This is a genomic window from Cupriavidus respiraculi (assembly GCF_914271545.1).
In the GTDB taxonomy this organism is placed as follows: Bacteria; Pseudomonadota; Gammaproteobacteria; order Burkholderiales; family Burkholderiaceae; genus Cupriavidus; species Cupriavidus respiraculi.
The window spans coordinates 968,687-995,389 of the sequence record NZ_CAJZAH010000002.1 but is presented as its reverse complement, the minus strand read 5'-3'; the positions used below and the strand labels follow the sequence as shown (position 1 = coordinate 995,389).

Annotated in this window: 22 protein-coding genes and 1 tRNA gene; 12 read left to right on the top strand and 11 right to left on the bottom strand. The window is 68.9% G+C overall.

Annotation, left to right across the window (positions count from 1 at the left end):
- Positions 1-21: 21 nt before the first annotated feature.
- Positions 22-264, bottom strand: coding sequence for a hypothetical protein (locus tag LDO27_RS12420; RefSeq protein WP_222201670.1), 243 nt, complete (start codon positions 262-264; stop codon positions 22-24).
- Positions 257-1,693, bottom strand: coding sequence for an aldehyde dehydrogenase family protein (locus LDO27_RS12415; RefSeq protein ID WP_224042059.1), 1,437 nt, complete (start codon positions 1,691-1,693; stop codon positions 257-259). Before LDO27_RS12415 ends, LDO27_RS12420 begins: the two co-directional genes overlap by 8 nt.
- Positions 1,694-1,823: 130 nt before the next feature.
- On the opposite strand from LDO27_RS12415, the gene ppa reads away from it, so the two are divergent.
- A complete protein-coding gene (ppa, locus tag LDO27_RS12410) occupies positions 1,824-2,351 on the top strand; it encodes an inorganic diphosphatase (protein WP_222201668.1) in 528 nt (175 codons plus the stop codon).
- Between the two features lie 126 nt (positions 2,352-2,477).
- On the opposite strand, the gene LDO27_RS12405 is transcribed toward ppa, so the two are convergent.
- Positions 2,478-3,713, bottom strand: coding sequence for a GNAT family N-acetyltransferase (locus LDO27_RS12405; RefSeq protein ID WP_224042057.1), 1,236 nt, complete (start codon positions 3,711-3,713; stop codon positions 2,478-2,480).
- A gap of 180 nt (positions 3,714-3,893) precedes the next feature.
- Between LDO27_RS12405 and LDO27_RS12400 the strand changes: the two genes are divergently transcribed.
- Entirely contained in the window at positions 3,894-5,942 is a 2,049-nt protein-coding gene (locus tag LDO27_RS12400) for an NAD(+) synthase (protein ID WP_224042055.1), read from the top strand.
- Positions 5,943-6,012: 70 nt separating this feature from the next.
- Complete coding sequence (glnK, locus tag LDO27_RS12395; protein WP_222201665.1) at positions 6,013-6,351, top strand: P-II family nitrogen regulator; 339 nt, start codon at positions 6,013-6,015, stop codon at positions 6,349-6,351.
- A gap of 41 nt (positions 6,352-6,392) precedes the next feature.
- Here the strand turns inward: glnK and LDO27_RS12390 are convergent, their stop codons facing one another.
- The 3 genes from LDO27_RS12390 to trxB all read right to left on the bottom strand — a co-directional run bounded on the left by LDO27_RS12390 (position 6,393) and on the right by trxB (position 8,794).
- Entirely contained in the window at positions 6,393-7,034 is a 642-nt protein-coding gene (locus LDO27_RS12390) for a trimeric intracellular cation channel family protein (RefSeq protein ID WP_224042053.1), read from the bottom strand.
- Positions 7,035-7,043: 9 nt separating this feature from the next.
- Entirely contained in the window at positions 7,044-7,736 is a 693-nt protein-coding gene (locus LDO27_RS12385) for a Smr/MutS family protein (RefSeq protein WP_222201663.1), read from the bottom strand.
- Positions 7,737-7,846: 110 nt separating this feature from the next.
- Positions 7,847-8,794 carry a thioredoxin-disulfide reductase gene (trxB, locus tag LDO27_RS12380; RefSeq protein WP_222201662.1) on the bottom strand — a complete coding sequence of 316 codons (948 nt, stop codon included), beginning with the start codon at positions 8,792-8,794 and terminating at the stop codon, positions 7,847-7,849.
- Positions 8,795-8,993: 199 nt separating this feature from the next.
- Between trxB and LDO27_RS12375 the strand changes: the two genes are divergently transcribed.
- The 4 genes from LDO27_RS12375 to LDO27_RS12360 all read left to right on the top strand — a co-directional run bounded on the left by LDO27_RS12375 (position 8,994) and on the right by LDO27_RS12360 (position 13,728).
- On the top strand, positions 8,994-11,312 hold the full coding sequence (locus tag LDO27_RS12375) for a DNA translocase FtsK (RefSeq protein ID WP_224042051.1): 2,319 nt from the start codon (positions 8,994-8,996) through the stop codon (positions 11,310-11,312).
- Between the two features lie 110 nt (positions 11,313-11,422).
- Positions 11,423-12,061, top strand: a complete 639-nt coding sequence (lolA, locus tag LDO27_RS12370) for an outer membrane lipoprotein chaperone LolA (RefSeq protein ID WP_224042048.1) — start codon at positions 11,423-11,425, stop codon at positions 12,059-12,061.
- A gap of 8 nt (positions 12,062-12,069) precedes the next feature.
- Positions 12,070-12,477 (top strand): hypothetical protein, encoded by a 408-nt coding sequence (locus tag LDO27_RS12365; RefSeq protein ID WP_224042046.1) that lies wholly within the window; start codon positions 12,070-12,072, stop codon positions 12,475-12,477.
- 204 nt (positions 12,478-12,681) lie between these two features.
- The gene (locus LDO27_RS12360) at positions 12,682-13,728 is read left to right on the top strand and encodes a Fe(3+) ABC transporter substrate-binding protein (protein WP_222201658.1); all 1,047 of its coding nucleotides are present in this window, start codon (positions 12,682-12,684) and stop codon (positions 13,726-13,728) included.
- Between the two features lie 126 nt (positions 13,729-13,854).
- Here LDO27_RS12360 and LDO27_RS12355 read toward each other — a convergent pair whose 3' ends face one another.
- Positions 13,855-14,568 carry a hypothetical protein gene (locus tag LDO27_RS12355; protein ID WP_224042044.1) on the bottom strand — a complete coding sequence of 238 codons (714 nt, stop codon included), beginning with the start codon at positions 14,566-14,568 and terminating at the stop codon, positions 13,855-13,857.
- A gap of 155 nt (positions 14,569-14,723) precedes the next feature.
- Positions 14,724-16,358, bottom strand: coding sequence for an ABC transporter permease (locus LDO27_RS12350; protein ID WP_224042042.1), 1,635 nt, complete (start codon positions 16,356-16,358; stop codon positions 14,724-14,726).
- Between the two features lie 137 nt (positions 16,359-16,495).
- On the opposite strand from LDO27_RS12350, the gene LDO27_RS12345 reads away from it, so the two are divergent.
- From LDO27_RS12345 to LDO27_RS12330, 4 genes are all read left to right on the top strand, one after another.
- Positions 16,496-17,641: an ABC transporter ATP-binding protein gene (locus LDO27_RS12345; protein ID WP_224042040.1), complete on the top strand. Its 1,146-nt coding sequence runs from the start codon at positions 16,496-16,498 to the stop codon at positions 17,639-17,641.
- 107 nt (positions 17,642-17,748) lie between these two features.
- Positions 17,749-19,092, top strand: a complete 1,344-nt coding sequence (locus LDO27_RS12340) for a replication-associated recombination protein A (RefSeq protein WP_224042039.1) — start codon at positions 17,749-17,751, stop codon at positions 19,090-19,092.
- A gap of 193 nt (positions 19,093-19,285) precedes the next feature.
- Positions 19,286-20,590, top strand: a complete 1,305-nt coding sequence (gene serS / locus LDO27_RS12335) for a serine--tRNA ligase (RefSeq protein ID WP_222201654.1) — start codon at positions 19,286-19,288, stop codon at positions 20,588-20,590.
- A gap of 89 nt (positions 20,591-20,679) precedes the next feature.
- A tRNA-Ser gene (locus LDO27_RS12330) sits at positions 20,680-20,769 on the top strand.
- 97 nt (positions 20,770-20,866) lie between these two features.
- Here LDO27_RS12330 and LDO27_RS12325 read toward each other — a convergent pair.
- From LDO27_RS12325 to LDO27_RS12315, 3 genes are all read right to left on the bottom strand, one after another.
- A complete protein-coding gene (locus LDO27_RS12325) occupies positions 20,867-22,033 on the bottom strand; it encodes an AAA family ATPase (RefSeq protein ID WP_224042037.1) in 1,167 nt (388 codons plus the stop codon).
- A 123-nt stretch (positions 22,034-22,156) separates the two neighbouring features.
- Complete coding sequence (locus LDO27_RS12320) at positions 22,157-23,470, bottom strand: MBL fold metallo-hydrolase (RefSeq protein WP_224042036.1); 1,314 nt, start codon at positions 23,468-23,470, stop codon at positions 22,157-22,159.
- Positions 23,467-25,665: a S8 family serine peptidase gene (locus LDO27_RS12315; RefSeq protein WP_224042034.1), complete on the bottom strand. Its 2,199-nt coding sequence runs from the start codon at positions 25,663-25,665 to the stop codon at positions 23,467-23,469. The genes LDO27_RS12320 and LDO27_RS12315 overlap by 4 nt, the downstream gene beginning before the upstream one ends.
- A 183-nt stretch (positions 25,666-25,848) precedes the next feature.
- Between LDO27_RS12315 and LDO27_RS12310 the strand changes: the two genes are divergently transcribed.
- Positions 25,849-26,703 (top strand): DUF1653 domain-containing protein, encoded by an 855-nt coding sequence (locus LDO27_RS12310; protein ID WP_224042032.1) that lies wholly within the window; start codon positions 25,849-25,851, stop codon positions 26,701-26,703.

The following is a 26,703-nucleotide window of genomic DNA, read 5'->3' as shown; positions in this document are numbered from 1 at the left end:
GCGGGCGCCGGCGCCGCGTGCCTAGCCGGAGAACGGTCCCCGGCCGCGCACGGCATTGGCCACCATCATGATGCCCAGCAGGAAGGGCAGGGCCACGTAGAGCGCCCAGTGCACGCGGTCGCCCACGTTGTCGCCCCACTTGCGCTTGAAGACCTGCAGGCGCGGCATGCCCGACGGGTTGGTCGCGCGCTTGTTTCTGACGTGCCAGCCCATCCAGAAAAAAAAGATGGCGAAGGCGACGGACAGGAAGTTGATATTACCCATGGTTGATGGCGATGGTTTTCAGAATGGTGAAGCCGTACAGGGCCTCGAAGCCCTTTTCGCGTCCGTAGCCGGACTGGCCGGTGCCGCCGAAGGGCAGCTCCACGCCGCCGCCGGCACCGTAGTTGTTGATGAAGACCTGCCCCGCGCGCAGCTTGCGCGCCAGCCGCAGCTGGCGCCCGCCGTCGCGCGTCCATACGCCCGCCACCAGGCCGTAGGCGGTGCCGTTGGCCAGCGTCAGCGCCTCGGCCTCGCTGTCGAACGGCATGGCGGCCAGCAGCGGGCCGAACACCTCTTCCTGCGCGAGCCGGTGCTTGGGCGGCACGTCGCGGAACAGCATCGGCACCTGGTAGTAGCCGGTCTCGGGCGCCTCCGCCACGATCTGGCCCTGTGCCATGGCCGGAATGCCGGCGTGCTGCGCGTCGGAGACGAAGTCCCATACGCGCTGCTGCTGCTTGCGGTTGATCAGCGGGCCGCATTCGAGGTCCAGCTCGGACGGGCCCACGCGCAGCGACTCGAACACCGAGGCCAGGCGGTCCAGCAGCGCATTGTAGATGGGCCGCTCGACCAGCACGCGGCTGCCGGCCGAGCAGGTCTGGCCGGCGTTCTGCACGATGCCGTTGACCACCACGGGCACCAGCGCATCGAGGTCGGCATCGGCGAACACGATCTGCGGCGACTTGCCGCCCAGTTCCAGCGTCACGGGCACATGGTTCTCGGCGGCCATCTGGGCCACCTGCTTGCCGGTCTGCGGCGAGCCGGTGAAGGAGATATGGTCGATGCCGGCGTGGCGGGCCAGCGCCGCGCCGGCCTCGTGGCCGTAGCCCGTCACGATATTGAGCGCGCCGTCGGGAAGGCCCGCCTCGGCGGCCAGCTCGGCCACGCGCAGCAGCGACAGGCAGGCATCCTCGGCGGGCTTGACCACGCAGGCATTGCCGGCGGCCAGCGCCGCGCCCACGCTGCGGCCGAAGATCTGCAACGGATAGTTCCACGGGATGATGTGGCCGGTCACGCCATGCGGCTCGCGCACGGTCAGCACCGTGTAGCCGGTCTGGTAGGGAATGGTCTGGCCGTGCAGCTTGTCGGCGGCGCCGGCGTAGAACTCGAAATAGCGCGCCACGGCGCGCGCGTCGGCGCGGGCCTGGCGCAGCGGCTTGCCGGTATCGCGCGCTTCCAGCGCGGCCAGCTCGTCCTCGTGCTCCATCAGCACGATGGCCACGCGGTTGAGCAGCCGCACGCGCTCGGCGGGGGACATCGCGCCCCAGGCGCCCTCGGCGGCCTGCCGGGCCGCGTAGACCGCGGCGTTGATATCGGTGGCGTTGCCGCGCGCGATCTCCGCGAACGGCTCGCCGGTGGAGGGGTCGAACACCTTGATCCGCATGCCGGAATCCGGCGCGATCAGGCGATTGGCGACAAAATGCTGGGCATGCATCGGGGGGCTCCGGCGTCAACGAACCGGCATTATCGCGCAGCCCGGCGGCCGGGCGTCGCCGTCAGCTTGCGGTCAGGGCCGACCCGCTATAATGCCGGCCATCCGCAAACAGAGCATTCTGGAGAATCGCATGAGCTTCAATCTCGTCTCGCCGGGCAAGGACATCCCGAACGATTTCAACGTCATCATCGAGATTTCCGCCCAGAGCGATCCGGTGAAGTACGAGGCCGACAAGGACACCGGCCTGCTGTTCGTCGACCGCTTCATCGGCACCGGCATGCGTTATCCCGCCAACTACGGCTTCATTCCGCAGACGCTGTCGGGCGACGGCGACCCGGTGGACGTGCTGGTGCTCACGCCGTTCCCGATCCTGGCCGGCGCCGTCGTGCGCTGCCGCGCGCTGGGCATGCTGAAGATGACGGACGAGGCTGGCGTGGACGCCAAGCTGGTCGCCGTGCCGGTCGACAAGCTGTGCCCCGCCACCGCCTTCATGAAGGGCCTGTCGGACGTGCCGCAGAACACGCTGGACCAGATCAAGCACTTCTTCGAGAATTACAAGGCGCTCGAAGCCGGCAAGTGGGTCAAGGTCGAAGGCTGGGCCGGCATCGAGGAAGCCCACAAGGAAATCTCGGACGGCGTGGCGAATTACAAGAAGTGAGCGGGCGCGCCGGTCTGGCGCGTTCTCTGGTGGAAAACATCCCCGCATGGCTTTGGCCTTGCGGGGATGTTTTGTTTGGACGTGGGCAGAGGGTGACCGCCCGGTCAGCACGACAGTTGTAAAACCTCACCGCGCATAAGGCGTCCGTTCCCCCAACTCATCCAGATAGGCATCGATTCCCTGCCGCTCCCGCGCCAGGAAGCGCTCCACCGCATCGGCGAACGCGGGATGCGCCAGCCAGTGCGCGGAGCGCGTGGCGACGGGCAGAAAGCCGCGCGCCATCTTGTGTTCGCCCTGGGCGCCGCCCTCGAACGTGCGGATGCCGTGGGCGATGCAGAACGCCAGCGGCTGGTAATACGCGGTCTCGAAATGCAGGCACGGGTGGTGTTCCAGCGCGCCCCAGTAGCGCCCGTACAGGGTGCTTACCGCCGGGTCCGCGTCGTAGACCAGCAGCGACGCCGCGATCGGCCGTCCCTCCCGCAAGGCGACGACCATCAGCAGGTTTTCGGGCATCGCCGCGCCGATGCGCTCGAAAAAGTCCAGGTTCAGATACGGCGTGGAATGGTGCTCGCGATAGGTCTGCCGATAGCAGCGGTGGAACAGGCGCCAGTCGTCGGCCCCGATTTGCGGCCCCAGCACGTGCCGGAACGAGATGCCGGCCTCTTCGACCCGCCGCCGCTCGGCGCGGATGTTCTTGCGCTTCTTCTGCGACAGCGTGGCAAGAAACGCCTCGAAATCCGCATAGCCGGGGTTGGTCCAGTGGAACTGCACCCCTTGGCGCATCAGCATGCCGGCCTCGTCCATCAGCGCGGCCTCGTCGTCGGTCGGGAACAGGACGTGCAAGGAGGACAGGCCGCTTTCCTCGGCCAGCGCCAGCGCGATCCGCAGCAGGTGCCGCCGCGCGAGTCCGTCCTCGGCCAGCAGCCGCGCGCCTTGCACGGGCGTGAAGGGCACGGCGCTGAGCCATTTGGGGTAGTAGGGCACGCGGTGCTGGGCATACGCATCGGCCCAGGCCCAGTCGAACACGTACTCGCCATAGGAGTGGGATTTGGCGTACAGCGGCATCGCGGCCGCGAGGCGCTCGCCGGCGGGGCCGTCGGCCCACAGGGTCAGGTAGCGGGGTTCCCAGCCGGTCTCGGCGGTGGCGCTGCCGCTGGCATGCAGCGCGTCCAGGAAGGCGTGGCGCAGGAAGGGCGTGGCGCCCGGCTGGGCCCTGACCAGGGCGTCCCAGGTGGCGGCCGGGACGCTTGCCAGGTCGTCCACGATACGCGTGCGATAATGGCCCGGCTGGCCGCCATGGCTCGCGGCGTCCCCGGAGGGGGCCGCGGAGCTGGCCTCCGACTTGCATGCTTTCAATGGCATTGCGCTCGATCGACTCCCGTTCTACCTGTGTTTCGCCTTGCGTCTGGCCTGGTGTGTCCGCGGCATCGGCGGGACCGGGACGGCCGGTCGAGTCTACCGGAATCGGTGTTGCGACGCACCGCAGCACCCTACTTGCACCTGCTTCCGCGGGCGCTGTACGGAACGCAAGGACGACCTGACATGACGAACCGATTCTTCAATCTCTACTCCCATGGCTTCGCCCGCGTGGCGGTCGGCGTGCCGCGCTGCAAGGTGGCGGATCCGGCGTACAACGCCCAGCAGACCATCGCGCTGGCCAGGCAGGCGGCCGAGCAGGGCGCCGTGCTGGTCGCCTTTCCGGAGCTGGGGCTGTCGGCCTACACCTGCGACGACCTCTTTCACCAGCGCGCGCTGCTCGACGCCTGCCAGGAAGCGCTGGCCAGCATCGTCGAAGCGTCCCGGAAGCTGTCGGCGGCGCTGATCGTGGGCATGCCGCTGCGCGTGGACCATCTGCTGTTCAACTGCGCCGTGGTGGTGGCGGGCGGACGCATCCACGGCGTGGTGCCCAAGAGCTATCTGCCGAACTACTGGGAGTTCTACGAGGCCCGGCAATTCAACGCGGCGGACTGCGCCACGACCGACAGCATCCGTCTGTGCGGGGAGACCGTGCCCTTCGGCGCCGAGCAGCTGTTCGAGATCGAAAACATTCCGTTCTTCCGCTTCCACGTGGAGATCTGCGAGGACGTCTGGGTACCCATTCCCCCGTCGTCCTATGCGGCGCTCGGCGGTGCGACCGTGCTGGTCAACCTGTCCGCCTCCAATATCGTGGTCGGCAAATCCGGCTACCGGCACCAGCTGGTGGGCCAGCAGTCCGCGCGCTGCCTGGCCGCCTACCTGTACAGCTCGGCGGGCAAGGGCGAGTCCTCGACGGACATGGCGTGGGACGGCCAGGCGCTGATCTACGAGAACGGCGAGCTGCTGCGCGAATCGGAGCGCTTCGCCGACGACTCGCACCTGATCTACGCCGACGTGGACCTGGAGCGGCTCTCGCGCGAGCGCATGCACTCGACGACCTTCGGGCATTCGGTGCGCCGGCACAGCGAGGAAGTGGCGAAGTTCCGGGTGGTGCGCTTCGATATCGACGCCCCGACCACCCGTGCGCTGCCGCTGGAGCGCACCGTCGAGCGCTTCCCGTACGTGCCCGCAAACGCCCGGCGGCGCGACGAGCGCTGCATGGAGGTCTACAACATCCAGGTGCAGGCGCTGGTGCAGCGGCTGTCCGCCTCCGGCATCGACAAGGTGGTGATCGGCGTCTCGGGCGGGCTCGATTCGACCCATGCGCTGCTGGTCTGCGCCAAGGCGATGGACCGGCTGGGCCTGCCGCGCGCGAACATCCTGGGCTTCACCATGCCGGGCTTCGCCACCAGCGAACGGACGCTGAAGCAGGCCCGCGAGCTGATGGAGGTGGTGGGCTGCACCGCCCGCGAGATCGATATCCGGCCAAGCTGCATGGCCATGCTCAAGGACCTGGGGCACCCCTACGCCGAGGGCGAGGAGGTGTTCGATATCACCTTCGAGAACGTGCAGGCCGGCGAGCGCACCAACCACCTGTTCCGGCTGGCGAACCACCATCGCGCCATCGTGATCGGCACCGGCGACCTGAGCGAGCTGGCGCTGGGCTGGTGCACCTATGGCGTGGGCGACCACATGTCGCACTACAACGTCAACGGCAGCGTGCCCAAGACACTGATCTCGCACCTGGTGCGCTGGGTCGCGGAGACGAACCAGATCGGCGAGGCGGGCTCGGACGTGCTGGAGAACGTGCTGGGTACCGATATCAGCCCCGAACTGGTGCCGGGCAAGTCCAAGGCGGGTCCGGAGCAGAAGACCGAAAGCGTCATCGGGCCCTACGAGTTGCAGGACTTCAACCTCTTCTACACGCTGCGCTTCGGCTTCGCGCCGACCAAGATCGCTTTCCTCGCGCTGCATGCCTGGGGCGACCGCGAGCGCGGCGGCTGGCCGGAAGGGCCCCATGTCGCGCGCAACCAGTACGAGCTGGCCGACATCAAGCACAACCTGGGCATTTTCCTGGACCGCTTCTTCCGCCAGAGCCAGTTCAAGCGCTCCTGCGTGCCCAACGGGCCGAAGGTGGGCTCCGGCGGGTCGCTGTCGCCGCGCGGCGACTGGCGCGCGCCCAGCGACTCCGAGTCAACCGTCTGGATGAAGGACCTGGAGAGGATTCCGGGCTGAAGATTCCGGGGTGCAGCCGGTGGCCGGGCGCTAGAATCACTCATCAACCAAAATATACAAGGGGCAAGCCATGAAGCAGATTACCGCGATCATCAAACCGTTCAAGCTGGACGAAGTGCGCGAGGCGCTGGCGGATGTGGGCGTGACCGGCCTGACGGTGACCGAGGTCAAGGGCTTTGGCCGGCAGAAGGGCCATACCGAGCTGTACCGGGGCGCGGAATACGTGGTGGACTTCCTGCCCAAGATCAAGATCGAAGTGGTGGTGGCCGAGCAGCAGCTGGATACGGTGCTCGACGCCATCGTCAAGGCCGCGCATACCGGCAAGATCGGCGACGGCAAGATCTTCGTGACCGAGATCGAACGCGTGATCCGCATCCGTACGGGCGAGCAGGACGAAGCGGCGGTGTAATTGATGGATGGCGTCGTGGCGGGCGCCGCGCCGGCGCCGCCTCAGTTCGGCAGTTTCCAGCCGAACTCGTACGACAGCAGGCGCATCAGCATGATCGACAGCGCGCCCACCAGCAAGCCGACCTCGGGCTGCGCCTGCCACCAGGTCAGGCCGATATAGATCCAGCAGCCGATGAAAGAGCAGGTGGCGTAGGGCGAGCGGTCGCGCATGATCATCGGCACCTCGTTGCACAGCACGTCGCGCAGCACGCCGCCGGCCACCGCCGAGATGATGCCCATCATCACCGCCACGAGCGGCGTCATGCCTGCCACCAGCGCGAGCGACGTGCCGGTGACCGAGAACAGGCCCAGCCCGATCGCGTCCGCCACCACCAGGGTGCGCTCGGACGCCACGCGTCTGACCAGCCGGAACACCACCGCCGCGCCGACCGACATCGCGAAGATCATCATCACGTAGCCTTCGTGCTCGACCCAGTAGAAGGGACGGCGGTCCAGCAGCACGTCGCGCAGGGTGCCGCCGCCGAAGGCGGTGCCGAACGCCACCACGAAGGTGCCCACCACGTCGAACTGGTGCCGGCGCGCGTCCAGCACGCCGGACACGGCAAAGGCGAGAATGCCGATCACCTCCATCGCATGGAGGATCAGCGGTAGCTGGCTCGCGAGAATATCGACCGGCACGACCATCAGCCGGCTTCACGCATAGGGTTGCCTCAGCAGCACCATGACCGCGCCGGCGCCGCCCTGCGTGGGACGGGCCTGCACGAAGGCCAGCACCTCTTCCTTCTGCACCAGCCAGCTGCGCACCTTGCCCTTGAGCACGGGTTCCTTGCCCGGCGAACCGTGGCCCTTGCCGTGGATCACGCGCACGCAGCGCACGCCCCGGCGCACGGCGCGCCGCAGGAACTCGGCCAGCGCCTCGCGCGCTTCGTCGCGGCGCAGGCCATGCAGGTCGATCTGGTCCTGCGGCACCCACTCGCCGCGGCGCAGCTTGCGCACGACGTCCAGCCCGATGCCGGGCCGGCGGAACGACAGCGTGTCGTCGGTCTCCAGCATGCTCTCGACGTCGAACTCGTCGGACAGCGAGGCTTGCAGCACGGCCTCGTCGTTCAGGCGGCTCTGGACGGGAATGGGGGCGGGATGGAGCGGGGGCGGCACCACGCGGTTGCGGTCGCGCAGCGCGCTGACCTGGCCTACGCTGGCGCGAAAGACATTGGCTTCTTCATCGGCCCGGCGCGCGGCGGCCTCGGCTGCCAGGCGTTCGGCCTCGCGGCGCTCGGCGTCGGCCTTGAGGGCGTCGCGCAGCCGGGCGAGGTCGGTCAGGCCGAGGCGGGTGTCGGGCTTGGCCCCGCGTGGCGCGGCGCCCGGCTTGCTGGCACCGTGCTTCATGAGCGTCTCCAGGGCGCGGTGTGGAACATCGGACTGCGCACGCCACCCCTGTGGAGCAGGGCGGCGGCCGGCACGGAATTCCCGCGCCGGCCGCCCGGCGTTGCGCCGCCTTACTTCAGCGCTTCGACGTAGCGCTGGGCATCCAGCGCGGCCATGCAGCCGGTGCCGGCGCTGGTGATGGCCTGGCGGTAGACGTGGTCCTGCACGTCGCCCGCGGCGAACACGCCCGGCACGCTGGTCGCGGTGGCGTCGCCGCGCAGGCCGCTCTTGGTCACGATATAGCCGTCGTGCATCTCGAGCTGGCCCGTGAACAGGTCGGTGTTGGGCTTGTGGCCGATGGCGATGAACACGCCGGCCAGCTTGCGCTCCTCGATGGCGTCGGTCTGCACGTTGCGCAGCTTGACGCCGGTCACGCCCGAGTCGTCGCCGACCACTTCTTCCAGCACGTTGTTCCAGAGGATTTCGACGCGGCCTTCCTTCTCGCGCTGGAGCAGGCGGTCAACCAGGATCGGCTCGGCGCGGAACTTGTCGCGGCGATGGATCACGGTGACCTTGCTGGCGATATGGGACAGGTACAGCGCCTCTTCCACGGCGGTGTTGCCGCCGCCGACCACGGCCACTTCCTGGTTCTTGTAGAAGAAGCCGTCGCAGGTGGCGCAGGCGGAGACGCCGCGGCCCATGAAGTTTTCCTCGGACGGCAGGCCCAGGTACTGGGCCGACGCGCCGGTGGCGATGATCAGCGAATCGCAGGTGTATTCGCCCGCGTCGCCGATCAGGCGGATCGGCCGCTCGGTCAGCTTGGCCGTGTGGATGTGATCGAAGATGATTTCGGTGTTGAAGCGCTCGGCATGTTCCAGGAAGCGCTGCATCAGCTCCGGGCCTTGCACGCCGTTGGCATCCGCGGGCCAGTTCTCGACGTCGGTGGTGGTCATCAGCTGGCCGCCCTGGGCCAGGCCGGTGATCAGCACCGGTTGCAGGTTGGCGCGGGCCGCGTAGACGGCGGCGGTATAGCCGGCGGGACCGGAACCCAGAATCAGCACTTTTGCGTGTTTGGCCATGATGCTTCCTGTGACCGGTGGGCGGGCCGCGCACCGGCGTAAACTCGAAAGCCGCATTATAAGTGGAGCGGCGCGGGGGCACTGTTGCAAATTCCAATGGGAGCGATAGCACCTGCCAAGGGTAAAATGGCCGCCATCCGCAACCCGGCCCGGCGCGCCACCGCGCGCCCGCGCCCCGATTTTCCACGCTTCCCCACGCATGGCACGAACCACGACGACCACCCGCACCGATCCTTCCGCCTTGCCATCCCGCATCGGCAAGCTGCTGGGCGAGGTGCGCTGGTTCCTGCTGCTGGCGGTGACGCTGGCGTTCATCAGCATCCTGGTCAGCTACAGCAAGGCCGATCCCGGCTGGTCCCACGCCAACCAGGTGGCCAATATCCATAACCTGGGCGGTCGCGTGGGCGCGTGGGTGGCCGACGTGCTGTTCTTCGTCTTCGGCTTTTCCGCCTACTGGTGGGGCGCGCTGCTGGTGCGCCGCTGCTGGCGCGGCTGGCGCGAGCTGACCGCCGAGCTGCCCGAGCGCATCGAGCAGGCGCGCCAGGGCGTGGTGGTCAGCTGGATCGGCTTCGTGCTGACGCTGGTCTCCAGCATGGGCCTGGAGGCCATCCGCATGTATCCGCTGCGTGCCTCGCTGCCGCGCGCGCCCGGCGGCGTGCTGGGCGACGCGCTGGGCGGCTGGCTGCAGGGCGCGCTCGGCTTTACCGGTGCCACGCTGCTGCTGCTGCTGATGCTGGCGATCGGCCTGTCGCTGTTCTTCCATTTCTCCTGGCTGTCCGTCGCCGAGCACGTGGGCGGGTTTGCCGAGACGCTGTTCCTGCGGCTGAAGGCGCGCCGCGAGAGCAAGCAGGACCGCATCATCGGCGAGGCCGCCAAGGTCGAGCGCACCGAGACGGTGGAGGTGCAGCGCGTGCGCATCGAGGAGGCCGCGCCGGTGCAGATCGTGCGCCCGCAGGCCGTGCCCAAGCACGAGCGCGTCGAGCGCGAGAAGCAGCAGCCGCTGTTCGCCGACCTGCACGATGCCGACTTGCCGCCGCTGTCGCTGCTGGACCCGGTGCCCGCCACGCAGGAAACGGTCAGCGCCGAGACGCTGGAATTCACCTCGCGGCTGATCGAAAAGAAGCTCAAGGACTTCGGCGTCGAGGTCAAGGTGGTGGCCGCGTATCCGGGGCCGGTGATCACCCGCTACGAGATCGAGCCCGCCATGGGCGTCAAGGGCAGCCAGGTGGTCAACCTCGCCAAGGACCTGGCGCGGTCGCTGTCGCTGATGTCCATCCGCGTGGTGGAAACCATTCCGGGCAAGAACTACATGGGCCTGGAGCTTCCCAACCCGAAGCGCCAGGCGGTGCGGCTGGGCGAGATCCTCGGCTCGCAGGTGTACAACGAGAGCGCCTCGCAGCTGACGATGGCGCTGGGCAAGGACATCGCCGGCAAGCCGGTGGTGGCCGACCTGGCCCGCATGCCGCACTGCATGGTGGCCGGCACCACGGGCTCGGGCAAGTCGGTCGGCATCAACGCGATGATCCTGTCGCTGCTGTACAAGGCCAAGGCGGAGCAGGTCAGGCTGATCCTGATCGACCCGAAGATGCTGGAAATGAGCGTCTACGAGGGGATTCCGCACCTGCTGTGTCCCGTCGTGACCGATATGCGGCAGGCCGGCAACGCGCTGAACTGGGCCGTGGGCGAGATGGAGCGCCGCTACAAGCTGATGAGCAAGCTGGGCGTGCGCAATCTGGCCGGCTACAACAAGAAGATCGAGGAGGCGGCGGCGCGCGAGGAAAAGATTCCCAACCCGTTCAGCCTGACCCCGGACGCGCCCGAGCCGCTGGACAAGCTGCCGATGATCGTCATCGTGATCGATGAGCTGGCCGACCTGATGATGGTGGTCGGCAAGAAGGTGGAAGAACTGATCGCACGTATCGCGCAGAAGGCGCGGGCGGCGGGCATCCACCTGGTGCTGGCCACGCAGCGCCCGTCGGTCGACGTGATCACCGGCCTGATCAAGGCCAATGTGCCGACGCGGATCGCGTTCCAGGTCAGCAGCAAGATCGACTCGCGCACCATCCTGGACCAGCAGGGCGCCGAGGCGCTGCTGGGCATGGGCGACATGTTGTACCTGGCGCCGGGCACCGGCTTCCCGGTGCGGGTGCACGGCGCTTTCGTCTCCGACGACGAGGTGCACCGCGTGGTCAGCAAGCTGAAGGAGGCCGGCGAGGCCAACTATATCGAGGGCATCCTCGAAGGTGGCCTGGTCGAGGGCGAGACCGGTGGCGACGGCTTTGGCGGCGGCGCCGGCATCGGGGGCGCCGGCGAGGCCGACCCGCTGTACGACCAGGCGGTGGAAGTCGTGCTGAAGAACCGGCGCGCCTCGATTTCGCTGGTGCAGCGCCATCTGCGCATCGGCTACAACCGCGCCGCGCGGCTGCTCGAGGACATGGAAAAGGCCGGCATGGTCTCGGCCATGTCCGGCAACGGCAACCGCGACATCCTGGTGCCGGCCAGCGCGCGCGAGGAATGATTGCGCACGCCGGGTAACATGCCGTTACCCGGATTGCACACCGGCGCGGAATCCGCGCGCCGGCGTGGCCTCTAACCTGTCGTTATCCAACACGCAAAGGAACGCCATTCATGCGACATCGCTTTTTTGCCGCTGTTGCCAGCGCCGTTGCCGTGTCCGCCTTCGCGGCGTCCGCCGCGCACGCCGCGGCCACGGACCAGCTCCGGACGTTCGTCACCACCGTCAAGACGGCCACCGGCGAGTTCACGCAGCGGCAGGTCAAGGGCAGCGGCGATGCGGTGAAGGTCACCGGCACTTCCAGCGGCACCTTCGCCTTCTCCCGTCCCGGCAAATTCACCTGGCGCTACACCAAGCCCTACGACCAGCTGCTGCAGGCCGACGGTCAGACGCTGTTCATCTACGACAAGGACCTGAACCAGGTCACCGAACGCAGGCTCGACAACGCGCTCGGCTCCAGCCCGGCGGCCATCCTGTTCGGCAGCAACGACCTGGAGAAGAATTTCGTGGTCAAGAACGGACCGGTGCGCGATGGCGTGGAGTGGCTGGAACTGACGCCCAAGGCCAAGGACACGCAGTTCGAGCGCATCGGCATCGGCTTCAAGGGCGGCAACCTCGAGGCGATGGAGCTGCGCGACGCTTTCGGCAATACCACGCTGCTGACGTTCACCGGCATGCAGAAGAACCCGCCGATGGCGGCCGATGCCTTCCGCTTTACGGCGCCCAAGGGCGCCGATGTGATGAAGCAGTGAGCCGCGACATGACCCACCAATCCTCTCCATGGCGCGCTCGGGCAGCCGGCGCCGGCATCGCCGCGGCGGCGCTGGCCCTGGCCGCCTGCGCGCAGACCGGCGCCTCGCGCCAGTTCGACGTCGATGCCTTCCTGCGCGCGCCCGATACCGCGTTGCCGGAGGTCCTGACCAACCCGGACTTTCTCGCCGCCACGCGCGTGCCTGCCAACGAATGCGCGACCATGCTGCAGTCGGAGCGCAGCGGCACGCTCGAAGACCTGCCCCGCACGGTGCGCGGCCAGGCGTGGCTGCTGCGCCCGACGGCGACGCCCGCCCGGGTCTGGCTGGTGGCCAGCAAGGCGAGCGGCGAGCGCAGCTGCCACGGCCCGCTGCCCGCCGATGCGGTGCAGGCGCTGATCGAGCGCACCGGCGCCTGAGCGCCCGCCAGGAAGCGGCGCCGGATCGACAAAGCCAGCCTTCGGGCTGGCTTTTCGTTTGCGCGGGCGGTGGCGGGAAACCCTACGTTGCCAACGTTGACGTCGGAAACGAGAATGACTACTGTTTGCGCCGCGGCCCGCGCGTTGCGCGCGGCGGCCAGCCGGCCGCTCCGGTGCCGAATCCGATATTCACGAGGAGACTTCATGAAGGTATTTCGCCGTCTGCTGCCCGGCGCCGCAGCCCCGCTGGCCGCCATCGCGGTGCTCGCCATGCCGCTTGCCGCTTCCGCCCAGGAAAAGGTGCTGAACCTGTACACGGCCCGCCACTATCAGACCGACGACGCGCTGTACGCCAACTTCACACGCCAGACCGGGATCAAGATCAACCGCATCGAAGGCCAGGAGGATCCGCTGCTGGAGCGCATCAGGAGCGAGGGCGCCAACAGCCCGGCCGATGTGTTCATCACCGTCGATATCGGCCGTCTGTGGCGGGCGCAACAGGCGGGCGTGTTCGCGCCGGTGAAGTCCAAGGTGCTGGAGTCGCGCATTCCCGCCAACTATCGCGATCCGAACGGCGAATGGTTCGGCTTCTCGGCCCGCGCCCGTGTCATCGCGTACAACAAGGACGCCGTCAAGGCCGGCGAGATCAAGACCTACGAGGAACTGGCCGACCCGAAGTGGAAGGGCAAGGTCTGCACGCGCTCCAGCGGCCATGTCTACAACCTGTCGCTGATCTCCAGCCTGATCGCGCACGATGGCGAGGCCAAGACCGAGCAGTGGGCGCGGGGCATGGTGGCCAACCTCGCGCGCACGCCCAAGGGCGGCGACACCGACCAGCTCAAGGCGGTGGCCGCGGGCGAGTGCGATGTGGCGATCGCCAACACGTACTACATCGCGCGGCTGATGAAGTCGACCAAGCCGGAAGACAAGGCGGTGGCCGACAAGCTGGGCGTGGTGTGGCCCAACCAGTCCAGCCAGGGCGTGCACATGAACATCTCCGGCGGCGGCATGCTCAAGCACGCGCCGAACAAGGAGGCGGCGGTCAAGTTCCTGGAGTACCTGGCGAGCGACGAGGCGCAGGCCTACTTCGCCGATGGGAACAACGAGTGGCCGGTGGTGCCGACGGTCAAGGTCGGCAACCCCGCGCTCGAGGCGCTGGGCGCGTTCAAGGCCGACAAGATCAATGTGTCGGAACTGGGCAAGTACCAGCCCGTGGCGCAGAAGCTCGCCGACAAGGCCGGGTACAAGTAAGCCGAGGACGCCCTCTCCCGCCAGCGGGAGAGGGTCGGGGTGACGGTGACCGCCCCAACGAAGCAGGGGCCTCGCAGACCGCTCCTCGCCCTGCCTCCCCGGCGGGGCGGGGCAACGCCATCCGGCCTATTGCGCTTCGCCGCCCGTCTCCGCGGTCACGGCGAAACCGCCGCCACCCTTGCCGTCTTCCGCCTTCTCGACACGGCGGAACGTCAGCCGCGTGCTGCTCGACAGCGCGCGCGAGGCGATGCGGCGCTGCAGTTCGCGGCGCACGATATTGAGCTGGCCCACCGTGCCGTTGTTGTAGGGTTCCTTCGACAGGCCGCTGAACGCGGCCATGGCCGCCCGCACCGCGGCCATCGCGGCTGCCGCGTCCTTCTTCAGCAGCGCATCGAGCGCCTGGCGCGCCCGCACCTGGGCGTGCAGCAATCCGTCCGCCGGGTTGGCCTTGGCCCGCACCGCGTCCTGCGGCAATTGCACCTTGCCGGCCAGGCGCCGCAGCTCGGCGCGCACCATGCCGCCATCCATGGCGGCATCCTGCACCACCCATACCGCATCGTGCCGCAGCCACGGCTCCGGGTCCGTCAGCCGGCGCAGCAGCGCGGGCTTGAGCCCCGGCACGTCGTAGCGCCCGGTGCGGCGGATGGCATTGACCGCGATCCGCCGCACCTGCGGATGCTCGTGGTCGAACAGTTCGGCGACGATCCGTCCGGCCACGTCTTCCTTGGCGACGAGCTCCGCGAATTCGGTCGCGAAGCCGATCTCCTGTACGGCCGTCAGCTTGTCCTGGTTGGCCAGTCGCGACATCTTGAACACCAGCATCCGATAACGAAACTGCATACGGCTCCCGTCCACGAAGACTTGCAAGGATGCCGGCGCAAAGGCGCCGGCCCAATGACCCATGACGTACTAACGGCATCGCGCCGCATGGCTTGAGGGCCGCGTGTGTCCGCGTTTTCCCGTAGCCCGCGCCTGCCGGCCCGCGATGCTTCGCCCTATTCGCGGCCGCTGCGGCGGATCTCGCGCGACAGCACCACCACGGGCAGCAGTCCGACCAGCACGATCACCAGCGAGGCGGTCGCCGCCTCGGCCAGCCGCTCGTCGGACGCGAGATTGTAGGCCTGCACCGCGAGCGTGTCGAAGTTGAACGGCCGCATGACGAAGGTCGCCGGCAATTCCTTCATCACGTCGACGAAGACGATCAGCGCCGCGGTCAGCAGCGTGCCGCGCAGCATGGGGAAATGCACGCGCCGCAGGGTCGACGCCGGGCCATGGCCGAGGTTGCGCGAGGCCGCGTCCATGCTCGGCGTGATCTTGGCCAGCCCGGCGTTGACCGTCTGCAGCGCCACGCCGAGAAAGCGCACCAGATACGCGTAGACCAGCGCGGCAATGGTGCCGGTCAGCAGCAGCCCGGCGGATATGCCGGCGTGCTGCTGCAGCCAGGCCGACAGCGCGTTGTCCAGCCGCGCCACCGGCACCAGCACGCCCACCGCGATCACCGAGCCGGGCAGGGCATAGCCCATGCCGCACAGCCGCGTCAGCGCCCGCATGACCAGGCCCCCGGTCAGGCGGCCGGCATAGCCGACGGCCAGTGCGATCAGCACCGCGGCCAGCGCCGTGACGCTGGCCAGCACGAAGCTGTTGCGCACCAGCGCGACGAAGCGCGGGCCGAACTGCGCGTCGCCGTCGACGAAGGCCATCCGGCACAGCATCGCGGCCGGCACCGCGAAGCCCAGCACCACCGGCAGCGCGCACGCGGCCAGCGCGGCCCAGCCCTGCCAGCCGCGCAGCTGGTAGGCGGGCGCCCGGCGCAGCCCGCCATGCACCCGCGCGCGCCCCCGCGAGACGCGCTCCAGCACCAGAATGCCGATCACGAAGGCCAGCATGCAGGCGGACAGCTGCGCCGCCGCGCTCTTGTCGCCCAGAGAGAACCATGCGCGATAGATGCCCGTGGAAAAAGTCGGAATGGCGAAGTAGGCCACGGTGCCGAAGTCGGCCAGCGTTTCCATCATCGCCAGCGCCGTGCCGGCCACGATGCCGGGCCGGGCGAGCGGCACCATCACGCGCAGCACGCTGCCGACCGTGCCGTACCCAAGCAGGCGCGCCGCCTCCAGCGTATTGAGCGTCTGCTGCAGGAAGGCCGCGCGCGCTGTCAGGTAGACATAGGGATAGAGCACCAGCGCGAACAGCACGATGGCGCCGCCCAGCGAGCGGATATCGGGAAACCAGTAGTCGCGTGCGCGCCAGCCGGTCACCTCGCGCAGCCACGTCTGCACGGGGCCGGCGAACTGCAGCGCGTCGGTATAGGCGTAGGCGATCACGTAGGCGGGCATGGCCAGCGGCAGCACCAGCGCCCATTCCATCAGCGCGCGCCCCGGAAAGCGGTACGTGGCGACCAGCCAGGCCGTGGTCACGCCCAGCAGCAGCACGCCCACCGACACGCCCGCCAGCAGCCACAGCGTATTGACGACGTACTCGGCCAGCACGGTATCGGCCAGATGCCGCCATGTCTGCGTGCTGGGCGTCAGCACGCTGGCGCCGACCACCACGATGGGCACCGCGATCAGCAGGGCGACCACGCCCGCGATCACGGACAAGGGGTTCAGATGCGCGAGACGGGCAAGGGGCATGCGGGCAATCGAAAGGCCGGAGGGAGGGCGAGGCGGACCGCTGCCGCGCCGGTGCCGACGTGGCGCGAGAAGCCCCGCATTCTACCAATCGCGCGGGCGTTGCCGCCGCGGAAGACGCGCTCTCTATAATGCTCGGCATGCGAGCCACCGCCCCCGACACCATCCCCGCCCACGCGCCCGGACGCCACCGTGCCGACACGGTCATCGAGATCGACCGCATCCATCACGGGTACGACGGCCAGTCCGTCATCAGGGGGCTGTCGTTCGCGCTCGAGCGCGGCACCATCGCGTGCCTGCTGGGCCCCAGCGGCTGCGGCAAGACCACCGTGTTGCGGGCCATCGCCGGTTTCGAGCCGCTGCAGGACGGGCGCATCCTGCTGGAAGGGGCTGTGGTGTCGGCGCCCGGCTTCGCGCTCGCGCCGGAGCGCCGGCGCGTGGGCATGGTGTTCCAGGACTACGCCCTGTTCCCGCACCTGGATGTGGCCGACAACGTCGCCTTCGGCCTGCGCGCGTACAAGCGCGCGGAGCGCGCGGCGCGCACGCAGGAGGTGCTGCGGCTGGTGGGCCTGGACGGGGCCGGCCGCAAGTTTCCGCACGAGCTGTCGGGTGGCCAGCAGCAGCGCGTGGCGCTGGCGCGCGCGCTGGCTCCGCGCCCGGGGCTGCTGCTGCTGGACGAGCCGTTCTCCAATCTCGACGTGGACCTGCGCGAACGCCTCAGCCTGGAGGTGCGCGAGATCCTGAAGGCCCAGGGCACCACCGCCATCCTCGTGACCCACGACCAGTACGAGGCGTTCGCCATGGCCGACGAGATCGGCGTCATGCACGCCGGCGTGATCGAGCAATGGGGCACCGCCCATCAGCTCTATCACCGGCCGGCGAGCCGCTTCGTTGCCGACTTCATCGGCCAGGGCGTGCTGATGCCGGGCCGGCTGACCGGGCCGGGAGAGGTCACGCTGGAACTGGGCACGCTGCGCAGCCGCGAGCCGTTGTGCGTGCCGGTGAACGGGCGCGGGGATGGCGCCGGCGGCGGCGAGGTCGACGTGCTGATCCGCCCGGACGACATCCTGCACGACGACGCCAGCCCGCTCCGGGCGCAGGTCCTGCACAAGGCGTTCCGCGGCGCGGAGATCCTGTACACGCTGCGCCTGACCAGCGGCGGCAAGGTGCTGTCGCTGGTGCCGTCCCACCATGACCATGGCCTTGGCGACTGGATCGGCATCCGCATCGAAGTCGACGACGTGGTGACGTTCGCCCGCGGGCACGGCGCCGCGACCGTCGCATAGCCTCGGGGGCATCGTCTACACTGGCGCTTTGGCAGGGCGGCGCCCGGCCGGGGCTTCGCCCTTGCCGGCATCCCGCCTGACCGCACAGATTTCGAAGGCCTGACACCGTGGCGGACACGCTCTTCTCCGAAGCTCCCGACTCCTCGCGCCAGCCGCTCGCCGAGCGCCTGCGCCCCCGCAATATCGACGAGGTCATCGGCCAGCAGCATCTGCTCGGCCCCGGCAAGCCGCTGCGCGTGGCATTCGAATCCGGCGAGCCGCATTCGATGATCCTGTGGGGCCCGCCGGGCGTGGGCAAGACCACGCTGGCGCGGCTGATGGCCGATGCCTTCGACGCCGAGTTCATCGCGCTGTCGGCGGTGCTGTCCGGCGTCAAGGACATCCGCGAGGCGGTGGAGCGCGCCGAGCAATATCGCGCGCACGGACGCAGCACGCTGGTGTTCGTCGACGAGGTGCACCGCTTCAACAAGAGCCAGCAGGACGCGTTCCTGCCGCATGTGGAGAGCGGGCTCTTCACCTTTATCGGCGCCACCACCGAAAACCCGTCGTTCGAGGTCAACGGCGCCTTGCTGTCGCGCGCCGCCGTCTACGTGCTCAAGAGCCTGGACGACGCCGAGCTGGGGCAGCTTGCGCTGCGAGCCAGCGCCGAGCTTGGCGGCCTGCGGTGGGACGACGAGGCGCTGCAGCTGATCGTCGCATCGGCCGATGGCGATGGCCGCAAGCTGCTGAACAATATCGAGATCGTCGCGCGCGCGGCGCGCAACGCCAATGCGGAGCGCATCGACAAGGCCTTGCTGGGCAGCGCGCTGTCGGAAAACCTGCGCCGCTTCGACAAGGGCGGCGATGCGTTCTACGACCAGATCAGCGCGCTGCACAAGTCGGTACGCGGCTCGGACCCCGACGCCACCCTCTACTGGTTCTGCCGGATGCTCGACGGCGGCGCCGATCCGCGCTACCTGGCCCGCCGCATCGTGCGCATGGCGTGGGAGGACATCGGCCTGGCCGACCCGCGCGCCGCCCGCATGACGCTGGACGCCGCCGAAACGTACGAGCGCCTGGGCTCGCCGGAAGGCGAACTGGCGCTGGCGCAGGCGCTCATCTATCTGGCGGTCGCTCCCAAGTCCAATGCCGGCTACAACGCCTACAACGCGGCGCGCGCCTTCGTCGCCAAGGACAAGTCGCGCGGCGTGCCGGTGCACCTGCGCAATGCGCCGACCAAGCTGATGAAGGAGCTCGGCTACGGCCATGCGTATCGCTACGCGCACGACGAGCCGGAGGCCTATGCCGCGGGCGAGACGTATTTCCCGGACGACATGAAGCCGCAGGCCTGGTACCAGCCGACCCCGCGTGGGCTGGAGGGCAAGATCGGCGAGAAGATGCGGCACCTGCGCGAGCTGGACGAGGCGTGGCGCAGGCGGCAAAAGAAGGGGCAGCAAACCGACGGTGCCTGAACGGCTCATGGTTTTCTGCCCTTTCCCCGCCGGCGGAAAGGGGCCGGAGGTGAGGGTACCCCCCGCCAAGCGCCGAAACGCCGAACGCCAGCTATTCCCCCTCAGTTCTCCACCAGCCCACCCCCCGCCGTACAGTAAAATGCCCGCTTCGCCGGCAATCTCGCCGGCCTCGGCACCTCCCAGATTCCGCAACATGCTCGACATCCAGCTGTTCCGCAAAGACATCGACGCCGTGGCGCAACGCCTTGCCACGCGCGGTTTCCAACTCGACGTGGCCGCGTTCCAGGCGCTTGAAGCCGAACGCAAGCAACTGCAGACCCAGACCGAGGAACTGCAGGCCCGCCGCAACAGCCTGTCCAAGCAGATCGGCATGCTCAAGGGCAAGGGCGAGGATGCCTCGGCCGTGATGGCGGAAGTGGGCGGCATCGGCGACACGCTGAAGGCCTCCGCCGCCCGCCTGGACGAGATCCAGAACCAGCTGTCCGACCTGATGCTGTCGATCCCCAACCTGCCGCACGAGAGCGTGCCGGTGGGCAAGGACGAGACGCAGAACGTGGAAGTGCGCCGCGTCGGCACGCCCCGCAGCTTCGACTTCGAGACGCGCGACCACGTCGATGTGGGCGAGAAGGTGGGCCTGGATTTCGAGACCGCGGCCAAGGTCACTGGCGCGCGCTTCGCCATGCTGCGCGGCGGCGTGGCCCGCATGCACCGGGCGCTGGTGCAGATGATGCTCGACACCCATACGCTGGAGCATGGCTACACCGAGATGTACGTGCCGTACATCGTCAATGCCGCATCGATGCGTGGCACGGGCCAGCTGCCGAAGTTCGAGGAAGACCTGTTCAAGGTTCCGCGCAAGGTGGGCAGCGAGGAAGGCGAGCGCATCGAGAACTTCTACCTGATCCCCACCGCCGAGGTGCCGCTGACCAATATCGTGCGCGACGCCATCGTGGCCGGCGACAAGCTGCCGCTGCGCTTCGTCGCCCATACGCCGTGCTTCCGCTCGGAAGCCGGTGCGTACGGCAAGGACACCCGCGGCATGATCCGCCAGCACCAGTTCGACAAGGTGGAGATGGTGCAGGTGGTGCCCGCCGACCGTTCGTTCGAGGCGCTGGAAGAAATGACCGGCCACGCCGAGGCCATCCTGAAGAAGCTCGACCTGCCGTTCCGCACCATCGTGCTGTGCACCGGCGACATGGGCTTCGGCAGCACCAAGACCTACGACCTCGAAGTGTGGATCCCCGCGCAGAACACCTACCGCGAGATCAGCTCCTGCTCGAACATGGGCGACTTCCAGGCCCGCCGCATGCAGGCCCGCGTCCGCGCCGGCCAGGGCAAGCCCGAACTGGTGCACACGCTCAATGGCTCGGGCCTGGCGGTCGGCCGCACGCTGGTGGCGATCCTGGAGAACTACCAGAACGCGGATGGCTCCGTGACCGTGCCCGCCGCGCTGCAGCCCTATATGGGCGGCATCACGCGGCTGCAGCCGGAGGCGTAAGTCTTCGCTGCAAAAAAGCGCGGCAAACCTCTTGCGGGCGCTGATTGAGTTCCCTATAATCTCGGTTTCGCCGCGAAGCGACCAGTTCAGGAGAGGTGGCAGAGTGGTCGAATGTACCTGACTCGAAATCAGGCGTACCGGCGACGGTACCGTGGGTTCGAATCCCACCCTCTCCGCCAGCAGTATCAGAAGCCCCCGAAAGCCCACGCTTTCGGGGGTTTTTGTTTTTGGCCGCGCGTTGCCCGCCCGCGCGCGATCGCGTTGTTGCCGAGCGCCTCAACGTGCCGGCCAGTGCCACCCCGGGGCCTCGGTCTTGTCCACGCCGGCCACCTGCGTCTGCCCCAATACCTTGTCGAGCACGATCGAGTGGCAGTCGTCTTCCCGTTCCAGAGCGGCGATCAGCCGTGCCGCGTGGGAGACCACGATGATCTGGGTCTGGCGCGCGGCGCTGCCGATCAGCCGCGCCAATGCCGGCAACAGGTCGGCGTGCAGGCTCGTCTCCGGTTCGTTGAGCACCATCAGCGCGGGCGGGCGCGGGGTGAGCAGCGCGGCGGCGAGCAGCAGGTAGCGCAGCGTGCCGTCGGACAGTTCCGCCGCGGACAGGGGCCGCAGCATGCCGGGCTGGCGCAGCAGCAGTTCGAAGCGGCCGTCGCGGTTGGCGATCTCGAAACGCGAGCCGGGGAAGGCATCGTCGATGCAGGCGGCGAGCGCCTCGGCATCGCCGATCTCGCGGATGGTCTGCAGCGCGGCGGCGAGGTCGGCCCCGTCCTCGGCCAGCACCGGCGTGTGCGTGCCGACATGAAGCTGCCGCGCGGGCGCGGCGGCGTCGGTGCGGAAATGGTCGTAGAAGCGCCACGAGCGGATGGTGTCGCGCACGGCGATCATCTCGGGCGCACTGCGACGGTCGGCGTACTCCGTCAGCATGCTGTCGAAGGGGCGAATGGGCTTCGGCATCGCACTCCATTTGCCAACGTCGTCGCGTACCTCGACCATCGCGCCGCGCCGGCTCACCAGCGTCGCGGCGGGGCGCGGCGATGCGCCGTGCCAGATCGTCTCGCGCTTGATCTCCGGGTCGCCGCCGAACATCGTGCCCGCCACGGGCGTGGGCAGGCCCAGATCGATGGTGTAGCCCAGCTCATCACCCGCAAAGCCCAGCCGCAGGCTGATGACGTGCCGCCGCACCGTGCCCTGGACCGGCACGTCGCCGTCCAGCATCGCCCGCGAAAAGCGCTCCGGTCCGGCCCATAGCGTCGAGCTCAGGCCGCCCTCGCGCGCCAGCGCCGCGATCACGCCTCCCTGCGCCGTCGCGGCGAGCAGCCGCAGCGCGCGATACAGATTCGACTTGCCGGCGCCGTTGGCGCCGCTGATCACGTTCAGGCGCGAGAGCGGGACGATCAGCTCGCGGATCGAGCGGTAGTTGCCGACGGCAAGCGTGGTGAGCATCGGACATGGGAGGGGCTGGCGAAGCCCGTAGCTTATCCGACTGTTCGCCCGGCATCCGGGCGCCATGGCGCGAACGGAAGCCATACCGCGGCGGGGCCGCCGAAGCCCGCCTGCCAGCGCGCGTCAGACCGTCAGCGAGGCGGACGCCTTGTCCACGAAACGCACCTTCAGCAGCGGCTGGTAGCGTTCCAGCCTGGCCTCGGCCCACGCGCGAACGCGCGTCATATGTTCGATATTGGCCCGCGCGGTCTGCGCTTCCGGCGTGGTGTTGAACCAGAACGTGAAGGGCCGGTCTCTCGCGCGCGCGGCCCGGGCACGCAGCGCCGGAGCGCCGACGCGCGCGGCCAGAAAGGCGTCGAGCACGGACAGCTCCGGATTGGTGTGCGCGCCATTGCCGCAGAAGATGTAGTGGTCGGCCGAGACCGCGCGCCCGAAGGCTTCGGTCATATTGTTTTCCGAACCATGATGCTGGACCTTGAGCACGTCCACATGGATGGCACCGTCGTGCAGATGGCCACCGTCCTCCAGTCCGCGCAGGATCATGTCGGGATGCGAGTCGCCGGTCAGCAGCAGCGTCTTGCCGTCTTCCTCGACCAGCAACACCAGCGAGGCGACATTGGGCGTGGTAACCCCCTCGTAGGCCGCGATGCCTTCCCAGTCGTGCAGGTCGAACGGGTTCATCGCCTGCCCCGCGGTGATCGCCTGTACGCCGGCCAGATAACGCTCGCGGATGGCGATGGCCTTCAGGCGGTTGGCGGGGTCGCGCAGCCAGTTGTTCCAGCCCTCGCGCAGCTTGCCCAGTTCGGCCTGCGTGGGCGACAGGATGTGCAGGCGCAGCGAACCCAATGCCTCGGGCGCCATGCCGGCGCGAGCCATCAGCAGCTTGCCGTCGTGCGCGGGCGACGCTTCGAGCCGGTTCAGCGGTATGCCGAGCAGGTCGGGCTTGAGCAGGCGCGAGACGCGCAGCGCCTGCGAGACCGAGGTGGCGATGCGCGCGTACTCGTAGCCCAGTTGCTCCAGCATGTCGACGTGGCTCGCGCGCAGCGCGCGCGCGCTCGCGGCCAGCAGATTGCGGATGGCGCCGGTGTTGGCGCCGATCTGGTCATGGAAGGCGTTGTGCCACAGGCCGCGTATCTCGGGCACCCGCGGCGCTTCGGGCTCGCGCGGGGCGTCGCCGTTGGCGGCGTGATAGTCGTAGACGCGCCAGTCGAGCGCGGCCTCCAGCAGCGCCAGCACGCCGCCGATATGGTCGTCGTCGATATGCGAGACGTAGACCAGATCGAGCGCATGGCCGTTGCGGTGCAGCCGTTCCAGCGCGGGCGCGACGAAGGTCTTCATCGCCGCCGCCGTGCCGCCGTCGCACAGCATGCGGTGGCCGGAGCGGGCCTCCACCAGCAGGCAGTCGCCCTGGTAGGACTGGAAGATCTGCAGTTTCATGCGCGCTCCTTGCGGCGTGGCCGGCGCACCGTGTCGCGGACCGCCGCGCGCGCAGGCGGGTCGCCGCCATCGCGCCGCTCGGTGCGCTGGTCGAAGGCGCGCGCCTCGAGGATCGCGCCGACGGGGTCGATCAGGCCGTAGCCGGCATCGTTGCGCCACGCGTAGTCGTGCGAGGGCAGGGGCCGCGCGGTGCGCCGCAGGATGCCCTGGCACTGCGCCGCGGTCAGCGTGGGCTTGTTGGCCAGCAGCAGGCCGATCACGCCGCAGACATAGGGGCTGGCCATGCTGGTGCCCGTCATCGACACCCATTCCCCCGGGGCGGAGAAGCCGCTGGCCGCAACGATATCGGTGCCGGGCGCGCACAGGTCCGGCTTGCTGCGGTCGTCGCGCGTCGGCCCCTGGCTGCTGGAGATATGGACGCGCCCCAGCCGCGTATCGGCGTTGGCCACGCCGATCACCCAGTGCGCGCAGGCCAGCGAGTTGATCGAATGCGAATCGACGTTGCTGGCCTCGGCGAAGAAGGACGGAAAGCGGTAGGCGGCCAGTTCGCGCCGGCGTTGCAGCTCCATCGGATCGTCGCGCTCGATCCAGGCGTGAAAGCGCCCGTCGCGGATCTCGTCGCCGTGCAGCCGCACCTTCCACACGCCGGCGGTCACCGGCACATACGCGCCGGGGTCCAGGAACGGCGACAGGTAGACGCCGATGTAGTTGTCCCCGTTGGCCGGGTGATAGAGCTCGTTGTAGACCGACAGCACGGTGCCGTCGGGCAGGCGCCGGTTCTCGATGAACTCGCGCGGCGCCACCTCGTACCACGCGGAACTGTTGGGCGGCTGCACCGCCACCGTGATGCGGTCCTGCGCGCCGTACCAGATCTCGAGCTCGTTCTCGGAGAAGTCCGCGATGCCGTCGCCGACCACGACCCATTCGAGCTCGACGGTCAGGCCCTTGGAGCGGATATGGCCGCTGGTGTGGATGCGCCCCATCATCCAGCCGAAGCGGTCCTCCGGCGTGGGGCGCTCCTGCCCGGCATTGCCGGCCGCGATGGAGATGGCGCGGCCGGGCGTGCTCAGGAACGCGTCGAGCCAGCGGCAGGTGCCGTTGGCGCCGTCGTGCGAGCCGCCGTTGGTGCCCAGGCTCACGTTGATCGACAGCGGCAGGCCCTCGCGTTCGGCGACGCCGCGCAGGTATTCGACGGCGTGGATGATCCGCGAGGCATCGCTGAAGGTCCAGCGCCGCGCCTCGTAGTCGGATTCGGGCGCCTCGATGCTGATCAGCACGCCGGCGATCTTCGCGCCCGGGCAGACGCCCCGGTTGCCGGCGGCGATGCTGGCCACGTGGGTGGCATGCGAGCCCGGCTCCTGCTGCGACTGGGTCTCGATCTCGGTGGCGGGCGGCCCGCCCTTGCGCGCGGCGGCGAGCGCCGCGTCCATGCGCGCCGCGGTCAGCTCCGAGCCGTAGCCCATGCTGGCCGGCGGCGGCCGGAAGTCGCCGCCCTGGTCCCAGATCGAGACGAAGCGCGTATTGCCCCTGGCGTCGAGGAAGTCCTCGTGGGCAAAGTCGAAACCGCCGACGTCGATGATGCCGACCAGCACGCCGGCGCCGGGCTGCGTCTCGCCTTCGACGGTGACGCGCCGCTCGGTGGGCGTGGACACCCTCGCCTCGGACGGCAGCGGAAAGCGCATGGCCAGCGATTCGCTGCGGTGGACATAGCGCACGCCCTCGAGCGCCGCAATGGCGCGCAGCGCGGAGATGGGCACGGTGGCGGCGATATAGTTGCCGCGCGGCAGCATGAGCCCTGGGCGGCGCCGGCGCGAGGTGCAGGCCAACACCGCCGCGCGGATGGCCTGCATCATCGCGTCCGCCGCGGCGGCCAGCATGGCGGCATCGCCCTCGCGCGGCTCGGTTTCGATGATGACGTTCACGAAGACGTCGTCGGCCGGCGGCATCGCGTCCTGCTTGGGCCGCGCCACCTCGCCGCGGTCGATCTCCAGGCAGGAAAAGTCGGACAGGCCCGAGGCGAAGGCGTCGCGCGTATCGCGCTCGACCACCATGCGCCGGTCGGCGGTCCTCGGCAGCAGCGGCAGCCGGCTGGCCACGCATTGCGAATACTGGGCGCGCAGCAGGTTGACGGGCTCGCTGCCGTTGCTGACCAGCCGCAGCTTCGGGTGGAGTTGCTTGATGGTTGCCTGGGGCATCGATCGTCTCCTGGTCGCCATGCGCGGCGGGCCGCGCGGCCTGTGCTGGCATAAGCCTACCGGCTGGCGCCGGTCCTGGCCAATGCATTTCTTTGAATGGCGATTTCAACCGGGATGCCGTCGCGCCGCCGTTTCCGCGGGCCGCGTGGACTAAGATGTGCGCCTGACATCGAAGGAGACGCCATGAAGAGCGAGCAACCTGCCGCTTCCCCTGCCGCCGCCGGCGACGACTGGCTGCCTGGCATGCGCTGGCGCCATTACAAGGGCGGCAGCTATACGCTGGCCGGCCGCGGCCGCATCGAATCGGACCTGTCCGAGGTGGTGGTCTATCGCGCCGACCGTGACCCCGGCCCATTGTGGGTCCGTCCGCTGACGGTATTCCGCGAGCCGGTGGCCACGGGGTCGGGCATGCAGCCGCGCTTCGCACCGGACTGGCCCCAGTGCCTGCGCTGCCTGGACTTCCTGCCGCGCGCCGCGGTGCTGGCGGTATTGGCGCTGTACGACGCGCCGTATCGGCGCTACCACGACCGCCGCCACGTCATGGAGATGTTCGAGCTCGCGCAGGCCCGCGGGCTCGCGCTCACGCCCGCGCAGGCCCTGGCCGTGCTGTTCCACGACGCTGTCTACGTGCCCGGCAGCCCGCACAACGAGGCCGCCTCCGCCGCGCTGATTTCCACCATGGCCGCCGGCGTCGCGCCCGACGTGATCCAGGCCGCGGCCCGCATCGTGCTCGATACCGGCACCCATGCGCCGGTCGCCCCCGACGGCGGCCCCGTGCTGGATCTGGACCTGTACCGGCTGGCAGCTCCCGCCGAGGAGTTCGAGCGCTACAGCGACGACGTGTTCGCCGAGAACGCCGGCGTGCTGGCCGCGCATACGGGCCTGCATGGCACGGCGCTGCGCGCCGCGTTCGACGCCCGCCGCCAGGCGTTCATGGCCGAACTGGCCGCGCGCCCGCGCCTGTTCCACACCGCCGCGTTCGCCGATTGCGAGGCGCCGGCGCGCGCCAACCTCGCGCGCCTCGCGGTGCATCGCTGA

Coding starts and splice junctions, on each gene's coding strand:
- LDO27_RS12325 (WP_224042037.1), bottom strand. CDS start 22,033: ATGCTCACCACGCTTGCCGTCGGCAACTACCGCTCGATCCGCGAGCTG.
- LDO27_RS12420 (WP_222201670.1), bottom strand. CDS start 264: ATGGGTAATATCAACTTCCTGTCCGTCGCCTTCGCCATCTTTTTTTTC.
- LDO27_RS12320 (WP_224042036.1), bottom strand. CDS start 23,470: ATGAAACTGCAGATCTTCCAGTCCTACCAGGGCGACTGCCTGCTGGTG.
- LDO27_RS12375 (WP_224042051.1), top strand. CDS start 8,994: ATGGCACGAACCACGACGACCACCCGCACCGATCCTTCCGCCTTGCCA.
- LDO27_RS12360 (WP_222201658.1), top strand. CDS start 12,682: ATGAAGGTATTTCGCCGTCTGCTGCCCGGCGCCGCAGCCCCGCTGGCC.
- LDO27_RS12405 (WP_224042057.1), bottom strand. CDS start 3,713: ATGCCATTGAAAGCATGCAAGTCGGAGGCCAGCTCCGCGGCCCCCTCC.
- LDO27_RS12310 (WP_224042032.1), top strand. CDS start 25,849: ATGAAGAGCGAGCAACCTGCCGCTTCCCCTGCCGCCGCCGGCGACGAC.
- LDO27_RS12350 (WP_224042042.1), bottom strand. CDS start 16,358: ATGCCCCTTGCCCGTCTCGCGCATCTGAACCCCTTGTCCGTGATCGCG.
- serS (WP_222201654.1), top strand. CDS start 19,286: ATGCTCGACATCCAGCTGTTCCGCAAAGACATCGACGCCGTGGCGCAA.
- LDO27_RS12415 (WP_224042059.1), bottom strand. CDS start 1,693: ATGCATGCCCAGCATTTTGTCGCCAATCGCCTGATCGCGCCGGATTCC.
- LDO27_RS12390 (WP_224042053.1), bottom strand. CDS start 7,034: ATGGTCGTGCCGGTCGATATTCTCGCGAGCCAGCTACCGCTGATCCTC.
- LDO27_RS12355 (WP_224042044.1), bottom strand. CDS start 14,568: ATGCAGTTTCGTTATCGGATGCTGGTGTTCAAGATGTCGCGACTGGCC.
- LDO27_RS12315 (WP_224042034.1), bottom strand. CDS start 25,665: ATGCCCCAGGCAACCATCAAGCAACTCCACCCGAAGCTGCGGCTGGTC.
- LDO27_RS12365 (WP_224042046.1), top strand. CDS start 12,070: ATGACCCACCAATCCTCTCCATGGCGCGCTCGGGCAGCCGGCGCCGGC.
- glnK (WP_222201665.1), top strand. CDS start 6,013: ATGAAGCAGATTACCGCGATCATCAAACCGTTCAAGCTGGACGAAGTG.
- LDO27_RS12400 (WP_224042055.1), top strand. CDS start 3,894: ATGACGAACCGATTCTTCAATCTCTACTCCCATGGCTTCGCCCGCGTG.
- ppa (WP_222201668.1), top strand. CDS start 1,824: ATGAGCTTCAATCTCGTCTCGCCGGGCAAGGACATCCCGAACGATTTC.
- trxB (WP_222201662.1), bottom strand. CDS start 8,794: ATGGCCAAACACGCAAAAGTGCTGATTCTGGGTTCCGGTCCCGCCGGC.
- lolA (WP_224042048.1), top strand. CDS start 11,423: ATGCGACATCGCTTTTTTGCCGCTGTTGCCAGCGCCGTTGCCGTGTCC.
- LDO27_RS12345 (WP_224042040.1), top strand. CDS start 16,496: ATGCGAGCCACCGCCCCCGACACCATCCCCGCCCACGCGCCCGGACGC.
- LDO27_RS12385 (WP_222201663.1), bottom strand. CDS start 7,736: ATGAAGCACGGTGCCAGCAAGCCGGGCGCCGCGCCACGCGGGGCCAAG.